General features: G+C 48.7%; 17 protein-coding genes. 9 read left to right on the top strand and 8 right to left on the bottom strand.

The window, feature by feature from the left end:
• Positions 1-119: 119 nt before the first annotated feature.
• From MKY92_RS02000 to MKY92_RS01990, 3 genes are all read right to left on the bottom strand, one after another.
• The gene (locus tag MKY92_RS02000) at positions 120-1,226 is read right to left on the bottom strand and encodes a Glu/Leu/Phe/Val dehydrogenase (protein ID WP_339298901.1); all 1,107 of its coding nucleotides are present in this window, start codon (positions 1,224-1,226) and stop codon (positions 120-122) included.
• Positions 1,227-1,511: 285 nt separating this feature from the next.
• Positions 1,512-2,141 (bottom strand): sporulation-specific diadenylate cyclase CdaS, encoded by a 630-nt coding sequence (gene cdaS / locus MKY92_RS01995; RefSeq protein ID WP_221823805.1) that lies wholly within the window; start codon positions 2,139-2,141, stop codon positions 1,512-1,514.
• 198 nt (positions 2,142-2,339) lie between these two features.
• On the bottom strand, positions 2,340-3,854 hold the full coding sequence (locus MKY92_RS01990; protein ID WP_339301645.1) for a DUF6359 domain-containing protein: 1,515 nt from the start codon (positions 3,852-3,854) through the stop codon (positions 2,340-2,342).
• Positions 3,855-4,396: 542 nt separating this feature from the next.
• On the opposite strand from MKY92_RS01990, the gene MKY92_RS01985 reads away from it, so the two are divergent.
• Together MKY92_RS01985 and MKY92_RS01980 are read left to right on the top strand one after the other, a co-directional pair.
• A complete protein-coding gene (locus MKY92_RS01985) occupies positions 4,397-4,552 on the top strand; it encodes a hypothetical protein (RefSeq protein ID WP_017691064.1) in 156 nt (51 codons plus the stop codon).
• Positions 4,553-4,868: 316 nt separating this feature from the next.
• On the top strand, positions 4,869-5,426 hold the full coding sequence (locus MKY92_RS01980) for a GNAT family protein (protein ID WP_339298900.1): 558 nt from the start codon (positions 4,869-4,871) through the stop codon (positions 5,424-5,426).
• Between the two features lie 113 nt (positions 5,427-5,539).
• Here the strand turns inward: MKY92_RS01980 and MKY92_RS01975 are convergent, their stop codons facing one another.
• The gene (locus MKY92_RS01975) at positions 5,540-6,316 is read right to left on the bottom strand and encodes a Crp/Fnr family transcriptional regulator (protein ID WP_339298899.1); all 777 of its coding nucleotides are present in this window, start codon (positions 6,314-6,316) and stop codon (positions 5,540-5,542) included.
• A gap of 374 nt (positions 6,317-6,690) precedes the next feature.
• On the opposite strand from MKY92_RS01975, the gene MKY92_RS01970 reads away from it, so the two are divergent.
• The 6 genes from MKY92_RS01970 to MKY92_RS01945 all read left to right on the top strand — a co-directional run bounded on the left by MKY92_RS01970 (position 6,691) and on the right by MKY92_RS01945 (position 10,898).
• The gene (locus MKY92_RS01970) at positions 6,691-7,122 is read left to right on the top strand and encodes a GAF domain-containing protein (RefSeq protein ID WP_339298898.1); all 432 of its coding nucleotides are present in this window, start codon (positions 6,691-6,693) and stop codon (positions 7,120-7,122) included.
• A gap of 109 nt (positions 7,123-7,231) precedes the next feature.
• Positions 7,232-7,882, top strand: coding sequence for a response regulator transcription factor (locus MKY92_RS01965; RefSeq protein ID WP_017691068.1), 651 nt, complete (start codon positions 7,232-7,234; stop codon positions 7,880-7,882).
• Positions 7,875-8,990, top strand: coding sequence for a PAS domain-containing protein (locus tag MKY92_RS01960; protein ID WP_339298897.1), 1,116 nt, complete (start codon positions 7,875-7,877; stop codon positions 8,988-8,990). The genes MKY92_RS01965 and MKY92_RS01960 overlap by 8 nt, the downstream gene beginning before the upstream one ends.
• Before the next feature lie 265 nt (positions 8,991-9,255).
• Positions 9,256-9,750 (top strand): Lrp/AsnC family transcriptional regulator, encoded by a 495-nt coding sequence (locus tag MKY92_RS01955; RefSeq protein WP_036616550.1) that lies wholly within the window; start codon positions 9,256-9,258, stop codon positions 9,748-9,750.
• A 12-nt stretch (positions 9,751-9,762) separates the two neighbouring features.
• Entirely contained in the window at positions 9,763-10,350 is a 588-nt protein-coding gene (locus MKY92_RS01950; RefSeq protein WP_339298896.1) for a chromate transporter, read from the top strand.
• Between the two features lie 2 nt (positions 10,351-10,352).
• Positions 10,353-10,898 carry a chromate transporter gene (locus tag MKY92_RS01945; RefSeq protein ID WP_339298895.1) on the top strand — a complete coding sequence of 182 codons (546 nt, stop codon included), beginning with the start codon at positions 10,353-10,355 and terminating at the stop codon, positions 10,896-10,898.
• Positions 10,899-11,056: 158 nt separating this feature from the next.
• On the opposite strand, the gene MKY92_RS01940 is transcribed toward MKY92_RS01945, so the two are convergent.
• Positions 11,057-13,414, bottom strand: a complete 2,358-nt coding sequence (locus MKY92_RS01940) for an Ig-like domain-containing protein (protein WP_339298894.1) — start codon at positions 13,412-13,414, stop codon at positions 11,057-11,059.
• A 226-nt stretch (positions 13,415-13,640) separates the two neighbouring features.
• Here MKY92_RS01940 and MKY92_RS01935 point away from each other — a divergent pair, with 226 nt between their 5' ends.
• Positions 13,641-14,246, top strand: a complete 606-nt coding sequence (locus tag MKY92_RS01935; protein ID WP_339298893.1) for a class I SAM-dependent methyltransferase — start codon at positions 13,641-13,643, stop codon at positions 14,244-14,246.
• A 323-nt stretch (positions 14,247-14,569) separates the two neighbouring features.
• On the opposite strand, the gene MKY92_RS01930 is transcribed toward MKY92_RS01935, so the two are convergent.
• The 3 genes from MKY92_RS01930 to MKY92_RS01920 form a co-directional block, all read right to left on the bottom strand.
• Positions 14,570-15,706, bottom strand: coding sequence for a glycoside hydrolase family 88 protein (locus MKY92_RS01930; protein ID WP_339298892.1), 1,137 nt, complete (start codon positions 15,704-15,706; stop codon positions 14,570-14,572).
• Positions 15,707-15,812: 106 nt separating this feature from the next.
• Positions 15,813-17,771 (bottom strand): glycosyl hydrolase, encoded by a 1,959-nt coding sequence (locus tag MKY92_RS01925; protein WP_339298891.1) that lies wholly within the window; start codon positions 17,769-17,771, stop codon positions 15,813-15,815.
• Positions 17,764-19,662, bottom strand: coding sequence for a heparinase II/III family protein (locus MKY92_RS01920; protein ID WP_339298890.1), 1,899 nt, complete (start codon positions 19,660-19,662; stop codon positions 17,764-17,766). Before MKY92_RS01920 ends, MKY92_RS01925 begins: the two co-directional genes overlap by 8 nt.
• Positions 19,663-19,847: the final 185 nt, after the last annotated feature.

The raw sequence follows: 19,847 nt of genomic DNA, 5'->3' as shown, positions 1-19,847 counted from the left end.
CTTTTTTCAATTCTGATAGCAACATAAAAAAATGGCCTGTCAGATCGACTATCCATCTTTGGGATGGATGTTGCCGTTATCTAACAGACCCTTTAAATTTGGTTATGATTCTATTACGATTACTTGCGCAATCTCCGGGAACTCAGCGCGTGGTGACCATTCTGCAAGAATGTGCTGCGCGTATTCTTCATCTGCTCAATCCGCCGTTCAGCCAGACGATCTGCGGCAACATAGGTAGCGATGCCCTCGGTACGTGAGATTTCGAATATTTTCTCCAGATTGGAATAGATCTCTCCGATCTTGCCCCACGCCCGATCCGCGTTGTAACCGTTCAACTCATCCGCAATGTTAATTACGCCACCTGCATTGATAACATAGTCAGGCGCATATACGATGCCCATATCATAGAGCTGATCCCCATGACGGGTCTCCAGCAGCTGATTATTGGCACATCCCGCTACGACCTTCGCCTTGAGCGTTTTGAGTGTATCGTCATTAATCGTGCCGCCGAGCGCACATGGTGCATAGATATCACACTCCACACTCGTGATGTCTGCGGGATCAACTGCTGTTGCGCCGAAGCGGTCCACGGCCTGTTTCACCGAGTCCTTATGGATATCCGTAACGATCAGATGTACACCTTCCTCATACAGATATTTGCACAGATGCATCGCCACATTGCCGACACCTTGGACCGCTATCGTTTTACCCGCCAGCAGATCGGTACCAAATGCTTCTTTGGCTGCTGCCTTGATCCCCCGATATACACCCCAAGCCGTTGCAGGTGATGGATTACCGGATGAACCATAACTCGCCGAGATGCCTGTCACATAATCGGTTTCCTGATAGATCAGGTTCATGTCCTCTTCCGTCGTACCTACATCTTCGGCCGTGATATAACGTCCGTTCAAGCCTTGAATGTATCGGCCAAAAGCCCGAAACATCGCTTCGTTTTTGTCACGCCGCGGATCTCCGATGATAACGGTTTTGCCACCGCCCAGATTGAGGCCAGATACTGCATTCTTATATGTCATACCACGGGCAAGGCGCAGGGCATCTTCAATGGCTGCTTCTTCTGAAGCGTAAGTCCACATCCGTGTGCCTCCCAGCGCAGGGCCGAGTGTTGTGTCGTGTATGGCGATAATTGCTTTTAACCCTGAATTTCGATCCTGGCACAGAACCAGTTCCTCATAATCGTGTTGCTCCATTGCTTCAAACCAACTCATGTGCTAACCGTCTCCTCCAACCATTTTTGCGATCCAATCGCATTGTTCTCTATTCATTGACCATCCTCTATTGTACCCATGAATACCCAGTTTGTGCAAAATCACATCGCAATGTCAGAGAAGCATCGATCGATGTTTCTCATATGGCGGAAGCAAAGCTGTCGAATTTCAGATTATAATTTTATCGTCTATCAATAGAAAAACCTCTCTCCCTTACAGGAGAAAGGCACACTTCCCTCAACTGCATTAACTCAATCGCGCCAAGTAAGCCACTTGCGTTCACATTTAAGATAGCGTCTCAACCACATTAATGGGATGCAAATCGCCATCCACAGCAAATGAAGCCTGTCCCGTCTCTTCGGAGACAACCAGTACAACGGCGTCCGTCAATTCACTGAGTCCCAGCGCAGCCCGATGACGGGTGCCTATTTTACGTTCATGCACTTCCGCTTGCGACAACGGCAGCACATTACCAGCGGATACAATCTGATTGCCACGAATCAACACAGCCCCGTCATGAAGTGGTGCACCGGGAATAAACAGCGATTCCAACAACGCATGCGTCACTCTTGCATCCACAGTCACGCCTGAGTGAATGATCGACTCCAACGGTATCTCCCGTTCAATCACAATTAACGCCCCATATCTCCGGTCAGATAGATGCTGTACGCTCGATGTTAATTCAGCAAACTTCTCGGTAAAGGGAGACAGATAACAATCCAGATAAAACGAAGAGGCAAGCACCTCGATCTGCTTAATCTCCGCTCGAATCTCTGCAAATTGCCCCAGCAGACAGACACTGTCATTGTCAAAACGGGATAACGTCATGTTCATTCGATCCGCCACACGATGCAGATCTGCCTTGAGCTTCTGCCTCATTGAGGAACTGTCACAGTCTCCTTGCTGAGTCATCATTCACCGCCTCCTCTGGTTGGGTTGAGCTTCACGCCGCATCATTAGTACCCATACGTTCCCCTCCGGAGCAGTTATTTATGCAATGCAGCAAGGCTCTATAGTCGTGATTGTAACTGATATAACAAGCAAAAAAAGAGCCTGTCCGCAAAACTCACGGTCAGACCCTACTCGCATTATTTGATGTCCTGTCTATTTTACTTATTGTGCTTTTCCGTATGAACCTGTCCTAAACGTAGTCGGATCATACCATTTGTATCCCGCCGCAGGTGCAGCCCATGGCTCTAGTTGCGGCTCAGTTGATGCAGACGGTGCCTCCATCGAAAGCAGGCTTGTTGCCGTATCCAATGTCAGTCCCGGCACTTGTGCCAGACTAGTGTAGCTCTCTTTGACTGCGAGCCATTTCACGGTATTCACAAGGAACGTTGCATCATCCACTTCTTTGAATCCATCATAGGTCTTCTTGGTAGCACCGGTCTCTTCACGCAAATATTTCGGAGTCGCATCTTCCACAGGTGAAGAGTCGCCGATAAATGCGGCTTTGCCTGCACCAACCTTTGCAATGGCAGCATAGGCTCCTTCAGCTCGTCCACCACCGTTATATACGCCCTGATCCACGGCATTGCCCCACTTGGACACACCACTTGGTACATAGACCAAGCCTTTGGCCTTGTTCGGGTCTATAATCGCAACGGTCGATCCCGCATGCATGGCTACAGAATTAACACCAGCCGTAATGCCGAAGGATTGTGCAGGTGCAACGATATCCGATGCATTTACATCTCCAAGGGCATTGTAGCGGAAACGGACACCAAAGTTCGTCGCGAGCCAGTCTGAACTAGTCACACTCTGCATCGCTGGTGATTCGGCTTCAGCTGAAGACATGCCTTTGGCCGGATTCAGGAAGGCACCGCGGCGATAGCCGTTGAATACTTCGGAAGAATCCCAGCGGTTTTTGTTGCGGTCTGCATTATAGTGGTCGGAGATGAAGAAGATACTTCCTCCGTTCTGTACATACTGCACCAGCGCAGCTTGCTCTGTTGCTTTGAACGGCACGTTGGCTTCGCCAATGACAAAGACGTGGTAGTCTTTCAATTTATTATAGGTGATGGCTTGCTCACCAAATGTATACGGGATGCTGCGTTCCAGCTGATCCACGGCAAAGCCTGCGTTTCGCAAACCATTGGCAAAATCCGAAAATGCCCCGTCAATAATCCAGTCGGCAGCACCTGCTGTCTGGGCGTGGGTATTATCAAATAGTACCTTCTTGCCAGTACCGTCCGGCAGTGTTGTGCCCGGGTTCGGTTCTGGATCAGGATTGGTTGTTCCGGAGGAAAGTGTGATGGACGTTGGGTTTTTGACTCCTGCATAGCTGTTGTAGGCACCGAGGGTTCCGGTTACGATGATCTTTTTGCCTACAAGACTCGGATTGGACGCCAATCCATATTGCGAACGGAAAGATGAGGGAATCTGTACATCCAATAATCTGGCGTTGGTTCGCTCTGACGCTGAATCTGCAATCAGAACATTAAAATCATTGGCGTACGGAGATGTAAACTTCGCGGTAAGTGACCCGGTAGCATGTCCAACAATGATTCCTTCAACCGTTGCTGTTCCTCCACCGCTCTGGGCAGCGATGGCCTGAGATACCGTAAGTGGTGCTGCAGCTTGTACCGGACTTTGCGAACCCGGCCCCAGCAGTGCGGTTGCCATCATGATAAAGACCAGGAATGCCCCGATCCAGTGCTGCCATAACGCCTTCTTCATATTCCCTTTCTCCTCCTCTAAATTACCTGATAATGGGTTATCCTCCTTTAATTTAATTGTTCATATGCTGAATTCCTCTTTCTTTTTGTAAAATTATTGAAAAGTTTAGAAGTTGAGTCTATTGGCCCATACTGATGATCATTAGAATTCCATACCGAAGGAATAAAAACGGCAACCGTCATTCGCTGGTGATGTGTATGCGACGAATGCTCATATGACCACATTCACCACCGAGATTCACCATTTTCTGCTGAATGGCTGGTTCTTGTATCCGTCTGCATACTCGGTGTATACACTCCCTATGTGCTGTGGATGAGCCTATTTTCAGAAAAAAGTTAAATTCGTTGCGGACTTGGGATTGCATTTTGCCAGCGTTCATTGCATAATGAATATATAAACGTGATAATGATTATCATTCTTGAACTTGTCTCTTTGTAACTTTCTACTGCATATGATTTTACGAATTTATAGATAAGGGGAACGAACATCGAATGAATACAACTCTGCAAAAGGCTGATCTGCAGCTTGACGATTATTTGGATCTTCTGAACCTGGCAACCAACCTGGGTGATACGAGATGGCAAAAGGAAATTATCCGTAAGCTGGCGTATACTTATCCCGCAGTTCAATGTAAACAACCACAATAATATGCCTTATACTTACATAGCTCATAACCCATTCTTTACATGAATCGGTTATTGGGCTATTTTTGTTTTATTATATAATTGAACTAAACATTTACACGAGAAACGGAGAGGACAGAAATAACCTGAAGAAGCGGAGCTAAAAGCTTTCTGAAAGAAAGCTGCTTCGGAAGCATACACCTCGCCTTTATCCCCGGATTTTCTCTTTGAAAAAGGGAATCCAAACAATCTGGGATAACAGCGATCGGATAGGTTGTTCTGTCATCGGAGTGGCAAGTGTAATATTCTTTAGTTCAATTTATATAGGAGGGGAACAACGATGCAATTGGAGACCGAACGACTCATCATCAGGGATATTCTGGAGACAGACTGGAAAAGTATACATAGCTACACATCCATGACAGAAGTTACTCAGCATACGGCATGGGGACCGAATACAGAAGAAGATACGCGAGCATACGTGCAGTTTGTGTTGGACATGCAGCAGACACAACCACGAGAAGGCTATGAACTGGCGATATGTTTGAAAAGTGATGGAACTCTCCTTGGTGGAGTAGGTATTCACGTGATGGAGAAAACCAATGCAGAGATCGGTTACGTCCTTAATCCCGCCTATCAAGGAAAAGGGTATGCCGCCGAAGCAGCCAGTGCTCTAATAGGTTTTGGTTTCAATGAACTGGGCATGCACCGGATTTACGCCAAATGCCGTCCGCACAACACAGCTTCGGAGAATGTCATGAAGAAGATCGGCATGCAGCGAGAAGGGCTATTGCGCGAGCACTGGTTCTACAAAGGTTCCTTTCATGACTCTGTGATCTATTCGATTCTATCCAGTGAATATGGCGCCGCCAATGGAGACCAATTGTTACATATGTAATTTTCCTCATACATCAAAAAAGCTGACACCGATTATACGGATGCCAGCTCTTTTTATTGTTCTCCGTAACGACCCCAATCGCCAATGGAGATACACTCCCGGAACAAGCTATTTTACAACCGGCACAACTCTACGGGGCAACTTGGGAATGTCGGACATCCGCACATGCAACGCAAGGCAGCCAGATCCCGAATCATCAGTTTTCCGTCCATCATATCCAGCGTACCTTGTTCCTTCCATGCCCCCAGCATCCGCGTTACGCTCTCCCGGGTAGCTCCAATCATCTCGGCAAGATCGGTATGGTTCAGCTTCATCTCTAGCACGATGCCATCCGGTGTAACCCTGCCATACGAATTGCTGGCACGGATCAGTGTCGAAGCGAGCGCACCAGCCTTGCCATAGAGCAGCAAATCACGGAATCTCGACTGGGTAATCCGCTGCGACAGTGCCATCCATTGCAAGAATTTCAAGGCAAGGTCGCCATGTTTGCTGAGTATGCTTTCCAGATCGCTAAGCGAGATAATCGCCAGCTCCCCTTTTTCCGCCATCTCTGCACTGTAGCTATGATTAAATCCGCCGATGCCGCCGAATTCACCGATGAGATCGCCGCTTTGCTGAATGGATAAAATAATTTCCTTCCCATCCTCCGTCGACTTGGTCATTTTCACTCGTCCCGAACGAATGTAGTACAGATATCCGGCTTCATCGCCTTCTAGAAAGAGACTATACCCCGACTTTACCCGTTTGGGTTGCATTTTCGCTTCAATCAGGTCCCATTGCTCAGGTGTAACGAACGAAAGGATTCCGCCTGTTTCTCGTGTCATTTTGCCCGCCTCCGTTTGTTTCTGCTCTGTTCTTTGGGTTGTTCTTTCCACAAATACTGTACCCATTACCTTCGTCCCCCTCGGTGATTCCTTATGTATACATCATATCGCGAAAGTAGCTTCAGGGTTATCGGGGGATTACCTGATCATTGACAAGAAACTCCCTGAATTTGCTGTGAGAAAAGTCACATTTCACCGATATGCCTCATCCTTCGCATTTCTTCAATCCCTTGGTGTACCTGAGTCAGGAGTCCTCCACTGCCCAAGTTCAGTAGATTACGGAACGGAAATAGGGGTTTTCCCTGAATTACAACGTACGTGAATGGGTCTACAATAGAACTAACATTGTAATACCCTTACTTTAAGATGATCCTGAAAGGTTAATGATAATAATTCCACGTTACGTACGTTATAATTTCTGAAAAAGGAAGTGTCCTCTCATGCATGATGAACTGCCATCCGGCATTCAGGAGATGATCGACGGCCTGCGCCTGAACACATCCAGCGACTTCTGTGGTCTTGCCTGTCTGAACGGGACGATGCTACGCTGGAAGTATACCTCTGGGGCTAGTAATGAACGGGTGAAACGCATGGAAATGCGCCCCGGACAAGATCTGGTAGGCACAGCCCTTCGGACTGGGCGCACAGCCCGATCTGATGCACAATCCACCGGGGAGCACACACCCGGTCGTTGCCCGTTAATGCTTGCTGAGCGGCTGGTAAGTGCCATAGCGGTACCTGTGTTCCAGGAAGGAAGCCTGCCCGGTGCCGTGCTGCTCGTTGGCAGCAGACTGCCTTGCACCTTCTCACCGGACATGATCCGGCAGACGGAGCAATTTGCTATACATCTTCAGCCGAAGGTGTTTGGATAATAGTTTGAACTAGAGCGTGAGAGAAGCTATTCGGAGATTAAAGCTCTGAATGGCTTCCTTTTTTGTTATGATATAGATAGAACTAAGGAAGCGGACAGGGGGAAATCATGTGATTCAACTATTAGTTGTAGACGACCATGTTGTCGTACGTTCCGGGCTGATCGCCTTACTTGAAGGAAAGAATGATATACATATCGTTGGAGATGCCGCAGATGGCGATGAAGCCATTGCCAAGGCTCAAGAGTTGAAACCAGATGTGGTCTTGATGGATTTCAGCATGCCACCAGGCAAAGACGGTCTGACCGCTACCGCTGAATTGAAGAAATTGATGCCGGATGTCTCCATTTTGATACTGACCATGCATGACGATGAAGAATATCTGTTCCGCGCCATCCATGCAGGAGCATCCGGATATATCCTCAAAAGTGCGCCGCATGAAGAATTGCTTGCCGCAATTCGTTCCGTAGCAGAGGGTAGCGCCTATCTGTACCCAAGTGCGACCAAGCGGCTGATGAGTGAATACCTGGACAAAGCCAAACAGGAAAACGCCGGACCGTATGACACGTTATCCGAGCGGGAGAAAGAGATTTTGTCCTGGATTGCCAAAGGATACGCCAACAAGGAAATCGCCGAACATCTGATCATCAGTGTCAAAACGGTCGAATCCCACAAAAGCAATCTGATGGAGAAACTTGGCCTGCGTACACGACCGGAACTGGTGAAATTCGCCATGAAAAAGGGGTTGCTGAACTTTGAGTAGTGCACGCAAGAACAGACTAAGTGGACTCGCAGACCAGCCCGTACGCCTCCTGCTGAACGAAATCGATAATCACATTACGGATAATGAATTTCGCAGCAGGTTGAAGGGTTCCCTGCATCAACTGAGTGACCTGAAATTTGCCTTGGATGAATCCTCCATTGTAGCCCTGACAGACCGCAAGGGTAAAATCCAGTATGTGAATGATAAATTCTGTGAAATCTCGCAGTATGAGCGCGAGGAACTGATCGGCAAGGATCATCGAATCATTAATTCCGGATACCATGGCAAAAGCTTTATGAAAAACCTGTGGGACACGATATCCTCAGGTAAGGTATGGAACGGGGAAATTCTCAATCGTGCCAGAGATGGCAGTCATTATTGGGTCAACACCACCATCGTGCCTTTCCTTGATAACGACGGCGAGCCATATCAATACCTGGCTGTACGTAGTGAGGTCACCAAGCTGAAATCAGTCGAGGCCGAATTGCAGAAGATGATGTCCCAGGTCATGAATATTCAGGAAGAGGAACGACGCCGGATCTCGCGTGAACTGCATGACGGGATTGGACAGAGTCTCTTCTCTCTGGTGATTCAGATGGACCGACTGCTGGCAGACCAGCCTCAACCCGGGGTTGAAGCACTTCGTAAGCAGGTCACGGGTATCATGGAAGATGTACGCGGTATGGCATGGGAGCTGAGACCATCCGTTCTGGATGACCTGGGTGTTGTTCCGGCGATTCGTACGTATATCGAGAATTACACCCGTCACTACGGGATCGAAGTTGATCTGGAATGTAATTTGCGCAAACGATTGGAGATGAACCGGGAGATAGCCATCTACCGGATTATTCAGGAAGCCTTAACCAATGTCGCGAAGTATGCTGATGTTGCCGAGGCACGTGTTACTATAGAAGACGCCGAGGACATGACGATGGTTATTATTGAAGACCAGGGCGCGGGATTCAGCGAAGTAACCGCTGGCAATGGTGTTGGATTGTTCAGTATGGAAGAGCGTGCCCGTGGCGCAGGAGGAACGTTAAGAGTGTCTTCCGAGCCTGGCGAAGGGACAACCGTTACCCTTTTACTGCCCAAGACAGCCCGAGCATAACCGAATTTCTTCGTATCGTGCTCTCGCTTCTCTCCAGCTATCTATTAACCGGCTACTCGCTATTGGACTGTGCGAGTGGTCTTTTTATTTTCCGATTGGTCGAAATGACAAAATGAAGGCTCAAAATCGGTTAAATTCAATAATCATGATAAATAGATTGACTCCAATTACGATTCGTCATTAAACTATGAATGCCACATACACATTGTATGATTAGTAAAATTTCATTGTTCATTTCATATAGCGAGAGAAAAGGATGGTCAACATGTCAGAGAAACGCTCCTCCAAAGGAGGAGAAATTCCACAAATGTACAATCTGGACGAGATGGATCGCAAAATTATCGCTGCGCTTCACCACAACAGCCGAATATCCTATACGGATCTGGGTACACAGATCGGGTTGTCACGTGTGGCTGTTCAGGCACGCATTAATGCTTTATCCGAAAAAGGAATCATCGAACGCTTCACCGTTGTGATCAACCCTGGCAAAGTTGGGCTCCAGGTCTCGGCTTTTTTCAATGTCGATGTCGAACCGCCCTTCCTGGATGAAGTCGCTGAGAAACTGGATGAAGAGCCAGCCGTCACCAGCCTTTATCATATGACAGGCCCGAGTACACTGCACATGCACGGTATTTTTGCGGATATGGAAGAGATGGAGCAGTTTTTGCTGGAGAAGCTCTATAAGATGCCGGGTATCGTCAAAGTGGAATCACAGCTATTGTTGAAACGTTATAAAAGCCGGATGGGCATGAGACTCTAGGAGGAAATCAGCATGGGTTGGAAAGATTACAACGGTCTCGTCATCGGAATGGTACGAACCGGAATTCTCGGATATGGCGGCGGCCCTTCGGTGATCCCGTTAATCCGTTACGAAGCCGTTACGCGTTACAAATGGGTCAGTGATGAGGAGTTCGGCGAGATTTTGGCTATCGCCAATGCCCTGCCGGGTCCCATCGCGACCAAGATGGCCGCATATCTCGGTTATAAAACCAAAGGTGTGGTGGGCGCGATTGTGTCCGTACTCGCTCACATCTTACCGACCAGTATTGCCATTATTGCTCTGCTCGGTTCCATGTACGCACTACGCGAGTCGAAAGTGGTGGCAGGCATGGTAGCCGCCGTGCGGCCGGTCATTTTTGTCATGCTGGGCATGATGGCTTATGAGTTTGCCATGAAAGCCTGGAAGGGACTCGGTAAAGTTTTTGCCGCCCTATTCGGCGTAATTGCCTTTGTACTGTTGCAGCTGCTGGATATCCATCCGGGGATTGTGATCGCGGTTTTCCTTGGATATGGTGTCTTCCATCTGGAGCTAGTCCAGCGCTTCAAATCCAAAGGCAAGTCCGATAAGGAGGTGTCCTAAGGATGCTCCAGACTTGGTGGGAATTATTTTGGGGATTTTTCGTAGCAAACATCTTGGGATATGGGGGTGGTCCGGCCTCCATTCCGCTCATGCAGGAAGAGATTGTGAACCACTATCATTGGATGACTACCGAGCAATTTGGGGATGTACTGGCGATTGGTAACGCCCTTCCTGGCCCGATTGCAACCAAAATTGCTGCATTTGTCGGGTACCACGTGGCAGGCTGGTTTGGGGCATTTATCGCAAGTTTTGCTACAATCGTCCCTTCCGCAACCGCACTAATTATATTACTTCGTCTGTTGAACAAACATCGCACGTCACCCAAAGTCAAAGGCATGACCCTACTCGTGCAGCCTGTTATCGCTGTACTCATGATTCTGCTTACATGGGAATTCGGGCAGCTATCCACTGATTCCATCGGTATCTGGCAGACGTTGATCATCGCAGGCATCTCGCTCTGGGTTATGACCAAGACCAAGCTGCATCCAGCCATTCTGATCGTGATCGCTTTTGCCTATGGTACGTTGGTACTGTCTCACACGATGTAGTTATAGAACCTACAGGGGACGATCCCTGAATAAGACGTTTCAGATTCGTTAGCGCTTGGAGACACGTTCTAGTTTATAAACAGAAAACGGTGATACCAGCTATTAGCTGGCATCACCGTTTTTATTTGCGCGTTTCACGCTCACATTTGGAAAAGCAATTACTTCGCTTCAACCACTACCGTTACTTTTGTTTTCACACCTGCAAATGTCACCGTAATTGTCGCTTTACCTTTGCCGTTCGCCTGAATAATTCCATCTTTCACCGATGCTGTTGCAATACGGGAAGATTTCCAGAGAGCCGGCTTGGATACATTAGCTTCACTGCCATCGGCATACGTTGCAGTTGCAGCCACGGTTACTTTTTCACCAGGTTTCATAGTCAACGTTACTTTATCCGTCTGCAAATATTTCAGTGTATCCACATCTACAGCAATGGTTACAGACTTGCTACCGTATTTTGCAGTAATTTTGGCTTTACCTGAACCTGTAGCTTTGACTTTACCTTTGGTCACTTGAGCTACTTTGTAGCTGTTCGTTTTCCATTCAGCTTTGTCCGTAACATCACGCTCGCTACCGTCGCTCAAGAAGGCAGTTACCGTCAGATCAGCTGTATCGCCTGATTTCAGGGAAAGAGCCAGCTCGGAAGCTTCAATACGTGAGATGACATCCACTTCAACCTGAATCGTCACTTTTTTGGAGCCGTATTCGGCTGTGATGTTGGCTTTACCACTGCTGTTACCTGTGATCACACCTTTTTTCACATCCGCTACACGTGAGTTGCTGGATTTCCAAGTTGCTTCGGATGTTACATCCAGCGTGTTGCCATCTTCATCCGTACCTGTCAGAAGAATATTCTGTGTTTCTTTGGCGGACAGAACAACGAAGTTCACATCTGCTTCCAGTCCACTAGCCATACCTACTTCAACAGGCAGAGTCAGTGTTTTGCCTTCAATCTTCGCGGTAATGGTTACTTTACCTGTAGCAACACCTGTGATAACCCCTTTGCTATCTACCTCAGCGATTTTGTCGCTGCTGCTGCTCCAAGTTGCATCTTCAGATACATCTTTGGATGTTTCACCATACAACGCCAGTACTTTGGCAGAAGTCGTTCCACCAACAGCTACTGATGCTTTTTTCTTATCCATTTCATACTTGTCTGCTACGTCTACATTCACTGTGAATTTAACCGTTTTACCGCCATAAGCTACAGTGATCGTAGCCGTACCGGATTTGTATGCAATCAGATCGCCGTTTGATACATATACAACGTCTGCATTGCTTGAAGTCCACGTTGCTTTGGAAGTTACATTTTCTGTACTGGCATCAATATATTCGGCATTGGCTACCAATGTCTTAGACTTGTTATCACCGGTAACACTCATGGCGAGCTTGTCATTTACATCTTTGATATCCAGATATCTTGCCGTATCTACATCTACAGCAATTTCTACAGTTTTTCCACTATAGGTTGCTTTGATCGTTGTTGAACCTGCGCTAATGGCTGTGATCTGTCCCTTAAACACCGTTGCAACCTTCTCGTTGCTAGATGTCCATGTTGCTTGATCCGTTACATTCACATCGCTACTGTTTGGATAAGAAGCCGTTACAACAACATTAGCCGTTTTAGTTGTGTCGCTCAAACGGAAGAAAATACTTTGTTTCTCCACACTCAGCTTGCTCGTCAGATCTACATCTACGTCAACGGATACGGATTTCGTACCGTATTTGGCTGTGATCTTGGCAGAACCTGCCGAGTATCCTGTAATTTCGCCTTTAAGAACGTCTGCGACCTTCTCATTGCTGGATGTCCACTCCGCCAGATCCGTTACATCTTTGGTTGTGCCATCTGGGTACGTAGCCGTCACTTTCACACTTTCACTTTTGTTTAACAACAGGTTAACCTGCTGTTTATCTACATCTACACGTTTAACCACTTCAACGTTAACATCCACCGTCACGCTTTGGCTGCCAACTTTCGCAGTAATAACTGCCGTACCTGCGCTTTGTCCAGTTACTTTACCATTCACAACGGTAGCAACCTTCTCATCACTGGTAGACCATTCTGCAGTACTTGCTGCTGCATTATTTGTTTCATTGTCACTATACGTTGCTGTCAAAATAATTTCTTTTGTATCTCCAGTGCGCAAATCCAGACTTTGCACGTTTTTCGAAAGGGCTTTGACCTTCTTCGTTACTTTCACTTGAACGGTCTGACTCTGGCCCTGGTAAGCTGCGGTAATCGTCGCTTTACCTTCCTTTTTGGCCGTGATTGCACCATTATATACAGTTGCTATCGAAGTATCTTCGCTACTCCAGGTTGTACTAATCGTTACATTAGCCGAGGTATTATCTGAATATACCCCTGTCACAGTAACAGACCCAGAATCACCAACTTCGAGCGACATCTCATTCTTGGAAACCACAATTTTGGACAGTTCTTTATCTGCCGCAGCGGCCAAGCCTACGTTGGAAATACTCAGCATCAACACCAGCATCATCACCATGTACTTGGTCAATCTTGGCTTTAACATCATTTCCCCCCGATTATCATCATTTTTTTCCTTATGTTTAATGTCGGCTAGTCCTTTCCAGATGTTTAGACTTTCAGGAGATTTTCAGGGAATTCTATGGAAATTAATTTATCTTCTATTCCTGTTTCAACCGATCATACCTGCGAATATTGCGCATACCTATGTATATTGACTGTCTTGAACTTCTTTTAACAGGATTGGAGGAAACATAATGCGTCAGCCTTTTGATTACATCGGGTATTGGGAGGAAACATATCGTTCGGGTGAAACTTCCGGGAGGGGTTCATACGGGGTTTTGGCTGAATTCAAGGCCGAGGTCGTGAACGGACTGATTCAACGTGAAGGTATTCATCGTGTCATTGAGTTTGGGTGTGGGGATGGCAACCAGTTGCAATACATGAATTATGAGGACTACCTGGGCGTGGATGTAGCGGCATCTTCAATAAAGCGTTGTGCTTCCCAATTTGCCAAGGATTCTTCCAAGAGTTTCATGCTGTATACACCAGGCCTATGGATTAACCGAGGTTTCCTGCAAGCCGATCTGACGGTCTGTCTGGATGTGTTATATCACATCACGGATGAAACAGACTTTCGCAACACCCTCTATGATATTCTGCACTCCTCAACAGCATGGGTGGTGCTTTACACCCGCTTGAAAGAAAACGGCAACCCGGGGATTGATACAATCCAGGACCGTAATCTGTTTGAATATCTCTTCGACTACCCTGATTTCAAAGTTCATGAGATTATTCCGCAGCGCTATCCAGATCAATCTTCTGCCGACTTTGTCATTCTGAGACGTACGCCTTCGAAGTGAAAATCGATTTTTTCAGTAAAGCATAGCTAAGTCTGCACCCCAACTGGACCTGTAAGAATGAATATTCATATGCCAGATATTCTTTTGTCTTCCTTCGATTATGTGCACCATCCGCCTGTCCGCTCACCTTGATTCGTCTATTCAAAGCTCAAACTTAGGTATACTCCGTCTCCAATAGAAGGAATATCGTTCCTAATGCCGGAGACAGCCTTATGCGGACAGGTGATGATGGTTTGCTAACAACTCGATGACTCATAACACGACGACCTTACTAATCTGTTCTCACCTTCAGTTCTTCCAGCCCGTAGTTCTCGATTCTTCTTTTAAAATAACCCCGCATGTCCACGCAGCTTCGCCAGCGCTTCCATATAGAAATAATCGCCGTATATAATCGGCACATTCAACCCTCGCCCTTCCGGGTAATGCACCGTTCCCTGCATGATCAGACCTTCTTCCGCTGCTGAGTCGCCGGAGCTATAGTGCTCATGCAAGCCGCGGACGATACGTTCTCCCGCGGCAGCATAGGTCTCCCCGCGTGGCGACAGCTTCGCCAGCTCAAGCAACCCGCTCGCTGCAATCGCCGCAGCGGACGAGTCCCACGCCACCTGATGCTCCGCAGGTGCGCGGAAATCCCACACCGGCACGATCTCTTCGCCAAGCATGGCGAGGAAGAAATCGGCCGCACGCTCCGCTGTCTCCAGATATCGGGCTTCGCCCGTATACCGGAAAGACAGCGCAAACCCGTGCAACGCCCAGGCGGTGCCCCGCGCCCAGGCGGAACCTGGAGCATGGCCCTGTCCGCCATGCTCTCGCAACTTCTGCCCCGTGTGTGGATCGAACTCCACCACGTGGCAAATGGACCCGTCCGCACGGATGAATTCGCGCGCCACGGTGTCCACATGCGCTTCCGCCAGCCAGCGGAAGCGAGGGTCGCCGCTCTGCTCGGATGCCCAGTAGAGCAGCGGCAGGTTCATCATGCTGTCAATGATGGCTACGCCGCGCGTATCCATTGCTGACGAGCTGAAGTTCCAGGCGCGGATGAACTCACCGCGCACATGGAACCGGGCAGCGAGCAGGTTGGCGGCAAGCATGCCGCGCCGCCGTCCATCCATGCTGCCCGTCTGGCGGTAGTTGGCTACGCCACTAAGCAGCCAGATGAACCCCAGATCGTGATCCACCGATTCGGGATCACGCAGACAACCTTCCAGTTGCCGCTCACAGCTTTCGGCAATGCGATGTAGCGAAGCCGCCGCTTCACTTTCCGGCGCATCCCCATAGACCAGCCATAACAATCCAGGCCAGAAACCCGCTGTCCACCATTCCGGATCATTCCGGTCATACGTCCCCTGCGGAGCAATGTGCGGAAAAGTATCCTTGATCCGCTTTGCATTCCGAATTGTCTTGGCAGCGCCCTGTTGCCACGCTTCCTCGAGCCATTTTACCGACGTTGATGTATTCATGAACGTATCCCTCCTCTATTCAATACCGGACACCTATGCTTGATGCGCTCCAGCTCATCCTCAACTTATCTATAGCGTCGTATGCCGTAACTTCAATATCTATCAGTTAAATATCACTAACCTCGCCCAAGCGGATTGTAAATGTCAAACTACTGGCGCCGTTCACTTCAATCCGCGCTTCCTTCAGTAACCCATTACGGGAAGCCACAGCCTGTTCCTCCAGATGAATTATGGCTCCCTGATCCAGTGCTGTAGATTCTACATATGCGCCCCGATACTCCGTTCGTACACTATGATCCGTATGGGTAATTACCGCCTGTTCACGACCATCATGGAACATCAACGGAATGAGTGCCCCTGCTGCAGCGATCTCTCCTTCGAATTCATACGTTATAGTCAGCACATCAGCCTGTTGCACATAATGGGTACGCAATGATTTAATTCCGGGTAATGGACCGACCCATGTCACAGCAAAAGAATTAACCTGATGCTCTCCGAAATCTTCTGCCGTTCTTTCCGCCAGATGTCCCTCTACTTGATTCGGCGTATCCTGGCCCGCTTTTTCATACACGATTGACCCACCTCCCTGAGCAGGGTCTAATCCAACATCCCGATCATACGCACCACCCGATGGAATACCCTCTGCAAGGCTGTGCCATACCCCATCTGGTGTCTTCCAAGCAGGACAGTAGCTGAGCGGACGGACCACCCCTTCGGCAAATTCCGTGAATCCGGCCTGCACATGGCTGGCAGCCGACGGACCAATCAGACCAGGTAACCCTGTCTGCTGAACCCGTACCAAACCAGGGATCGTATACGGATCATTCATCGCTGTGTGTACTACCAGTTGCTGACCAGGTACGGATGCAATCACGGTTTCGAACCACCCATCGGTCTGCAACACCCTGCTGCCCAGTTCAGAAGGAAGGTACACTTCGCTCACATCGTCTCCCGGATCACTGAGACAAGCGTGGGCCAGGGCTGCTGCCGTCCAAAGGTTGTAACAGGTGTGGTTGGTATATATCTCATAACCGTGGCGATCTTCTGGCGCGTATTCATTGCGTACAATTTTCAAGCGTCCATCATGCATCTTCCAGCGCTCAACAGCAGCAAAACACCGATTGGCCGCACGTATAAAAGCACCCGCCATCACCGGATCTCCCGCCTCCAGAGCCTGCGTTGCATGTGTAGTACATACATAAGCTGCGGCAGCTTCATTCCACTGATGCTGGGAGCTACGACCACGCGGTGGAATCTCACCTAGCGGCGAGAGCGTCAGTAGCGAGCTAAAGGCACCATGGCGCAGCTGCTCACGTAACCTATCGGCAGTGGCTCCCTCGTAACCCGCCTCAAGCATCACCCCAAGGTGATAACGGGTGGCAATATCATAGGAAAATGGACAATTCGGGCGGTCCAGCGGTCCATCCTGATACAACCCGAGAGCCGTAAAACGGGGCACATGATAAGCTTCCAGATAACGATCCATCCACGCTGTATCTTCACTTGCCAGCTGTTCATGCCACCGCAGATATTCGCCAGAGATCATAATGGCGTTCCAGTTAATCATGCGATTGGGATTGTTCATCTTGCTCATCGTAAATACATAATCTTGTTCAGGATGGATCGTCTTGAGTGCTTCAGCCCAAATCTGTGCTTGTTCAGGCAGATGTGACTTCAACAACATATAAGCTCTCATCATTAGCACTGGATAAAAATCAGGGTGATTGTCTGGTGCACTACGATTCACCACGGCATCAATGCTCTGTGACAGGGCTATTGCTGCGGATTGGAGCAAATCTGTACGCCCTGCATCAACCAAAACTGCCGCAGCCATCGCATAGGCCGGTGTAGAATAATATCTCTCCACACCCGAGAACGGGTCGATAATTGCACCTTGGCTGTCCTGATATGGTGTGTAAGCGCGAACAACACTTTCAACAAGTGCCAACTTGCGCTCCCGATTCCAGCCGTCTGCCGGAGCGGGGCCCGCTTGTTCTGCCAATGTACGGTAACGTTCGAGTTCATCTTTCCATGGATACGTGGACGCAGATGTATATTTACTCACGCATGCTCACCTCGGTTTCTCCCATTTTCGGTTCAATGATGAAGTGTACCTCACATACCGTTTCAAGCGGATTAGGGCGTTCTGTCCGAACATCCGTCTCATCAATCACACCTGTCCATGATAGTGACGTCCGATAGAATGTGACTGGGACATTGTCATGATCAACTGTGTTCATAACCTCCGTAAAAACCTGCCACTGGTTCGCATCATACGTCATATGGACCGTTCCATGCACACCTTGCCAGCGAAGATTACCGCTCTTCACCACCTCAGGTTGTACTCTGCTCATCCATCGCTCCACTACGCTCGAACATCCTGCATCTGAATCATCCACCGAAGAGAATCGTTCTGTCGAAGACACCATCCTGCTCTTCCATTGAAAACGGTCAGTGAGACGCAATTCCGCTCCACTCCCGCTACCTTCAGAAGCCATCTTCCAATGAAATTGGCGCGTATAACGAGCCAGTGAAGCAGCTCCAGAGTAAGCGGATGTCAGATCCAATGTTGTATTCAGCTCACCGCCACCCTCTGCCAGCTTTGCCTCTAACACACGGGCCTGTGCTTGCCGACCGGAGCATTGCTCCTGGCCTTCAATGAGCGGAACGTTATGACCGGATGACGAGATGTGGAACAGTTGCTCCCTGCCTGGTGCAAAATACGCTTGGCTGTACAACCCTGCTCCTGGATCACACAGAATATTCTCACCACCGCAATGGATAATGAACTGCCCCAGATCATTATGGTTGTGAGGTTCATCGTTATGCCCACCTTTAACGGAAATAGCCACATGAAGGGGTGCGCCGTTCGCATGTTTTGTATCCCGGGAATCGAGCGAGCCTTTTGTAATCATCCAGCCCAGATTTCGAAAAATAAATCCCCGTTCAAACTGCCCAGAGGCACCTTCACCACCATACACTGCCGGATCGCTCCACATCACGTTCCGCAACAGATGAGCCCAGCGATGACAGGGATCATCTGTAAGGAGTGGAATATGAAGCGGCAGATCCACCTGCAACCCAACCCGGGACGCGAGCAGGGAGAGTAGTCCGGAAGGAATGTCTTCCTGCTCGGCACTGTCCGAATAATTCACGAATGTTCCGCCTGACAGATGAACTCGCAGCGGGAAGGCTGCGATAGCTGTTATTTTGGAACCCGTCAGCAGATTTAGTTCGCCCTCACTATATTCACGAAGCATCTCGGCATAATAGGTGAAATAACCAAAGCCATATACCCAATATCCAATACCTTCGGCGCAGCCGCCATCCTCGCCATAACCGCTCAAGAATGCGTTCATACAGCTGACCGTATGGGAGATCGATTCCTGTAGTGTGGACTCATCCTCGAGTAGTAACAATGCGGCCATGCCACAGCAGCCACCACAGACCGCCGACCAGTTGTGATCCGCTGTCTGCCAGTGGAACTTCCGTTGCTCCCGGTAAAGCGGGGCGAAGATTCGCCGCTCTGCTTCAAACCTGATCCGTTCTATGACAAGACGATCCAGCCGATCGGCGTGAATGGTCACCATCTCTGCCAGCATATGTACTGTCTCTGCGGCGAACAGATCAATGTTTCCATTCACCTGATCGACCTCTCCCGTACCCAGATGCGCGCGCAAGCACCACGTATACTCACCACACACGTTCCACAACATTTCCTCCAGCGCTTGCAGTGCATCCGGCCTAGCTGAATCCAATGCGAGCATCGCCACAGCAGCCAACCTGCCCCTTCGATCGAAATAAGCCTGCTCATAAGCTTTCCGCTCACCCGTCTCGCTGAACTGTCGATATAGACGGAACAACAAGGAAGGCATGGGTTCTTTCAAGGCACGTTCAGCGTAAGCCTTCAAGTCTGTGTATAACGTAGCCAATTCAGGCCGGGATAACTTCTCCAAGAGTCTGTCGGCACTTAAGGAACTCAATGTTCTGCTCTCGTTTCCACGTTGGTTTATATTTTCATTTTCGACTTCGTGAATGGAATCTTCCACTGGATTCACCACTCTCCGTTAATGGATTGTCATACCCATATTATAATGTAATCGATTTCATTTTACCGGATATGATAGCACATTTGAAAAAT

Source organism: Paenibacillus sp. FSL R5-0623 (assembly GCF_037974265.1).
Classification (GTDB): Bacteria; Bacillota; Bacilli; order Paenibacillales; family Paenibacillaceae; genus Paenibacillus.
Note: the sequence above shows the minus strand (reverse complement) of the source record. Positions and strands in the feature narration are given on the sequence as shown.

Bases quoted from the DNA above. Each gene is read 5' to 3' on its own strand.
- MKY92_RS02000 (WP_339298901.1), bottom strand. From the start codon at position 1,226: ATGAGTTGGTTTGAAGCAATGGAGCAACACGATTATGAGGAACTGGTT.
- cdaS (WP_221823805.1), bottom strand. From the start codon at position 2,141: ATGATGACTCAGCAAGGAGACTGTGACAGTTCCTCAATGAGGCAGAAG.
- MKY92_RS01990 (WP_339301645.1), bottom strand. From the start codon at position 3,854: ATGATGGCAACCGCACTGCTGGGGCCGGGTTCGCAAAGTCCGGTACAA.
- MKY92_RS01985 (WP_017691064.1), top strand. From the start codon at position 4,397: ATGAATACAACTCTGCAAAAGGCTGATCTGCAGCTTGACGATTATTTG.
- MKY92_RS01980 (WP_339298900.1), top strand. From the start codon at position 4,869: ATGCAATTGGAGACCGAACGACTCATCATCAGGGATATTCTGGAGACA.
- MKY92_RS01975 (WP_339298899.1), bottom strand. From the start codon at position 6,316: ATGGGTACAGTATTTGTGGAAAGAACAACCCAAAGAACAGAGCAGAAA.
- MKY92_RS01970 (WP_339298898.1), top strand. From the start codon at position 6,691: ATGCATGATGAACTGCCATCCGGCATTCAGGAGATGATCGACGGCCTG.
- MKY92_RS01955 (WP_036616550.1), top strand. From the start codon at position 9,256: ATGTCAGAGAAACGCTCCTCCAAAGGAGGAGAAATTCCACAAATGTAC.
- MKY92_RS01950 (WP_339298896.1), top strand. From the start codon at position 9,763: ATGGGTTGGAAAGATTACAACGGTCTCGTCATCGGAATGGTACGAACC.
- MKY92_RS01945 (WP_339298895.1), top strand. From the start codon at position 10,353: ATGCTCCAGACTTGGTGGGAATTATTTTGGGGATTTTTCGTAGCAAAC.
- MKY92_RS01935 (WP_339298893.1), top strand. From the start codon at position 13,641: ATGCGTCAGCCTTTTGATTACATCGGGTATTGGGAGGAAACATATCGT.
- MKY92_RS01930 (WP_339298892.1), bottom strand. From the start codon at position 15,706: ATGAATACATCAACGTCGGTAAAATGGCTCGAGGAAGCGTGGCAACAG.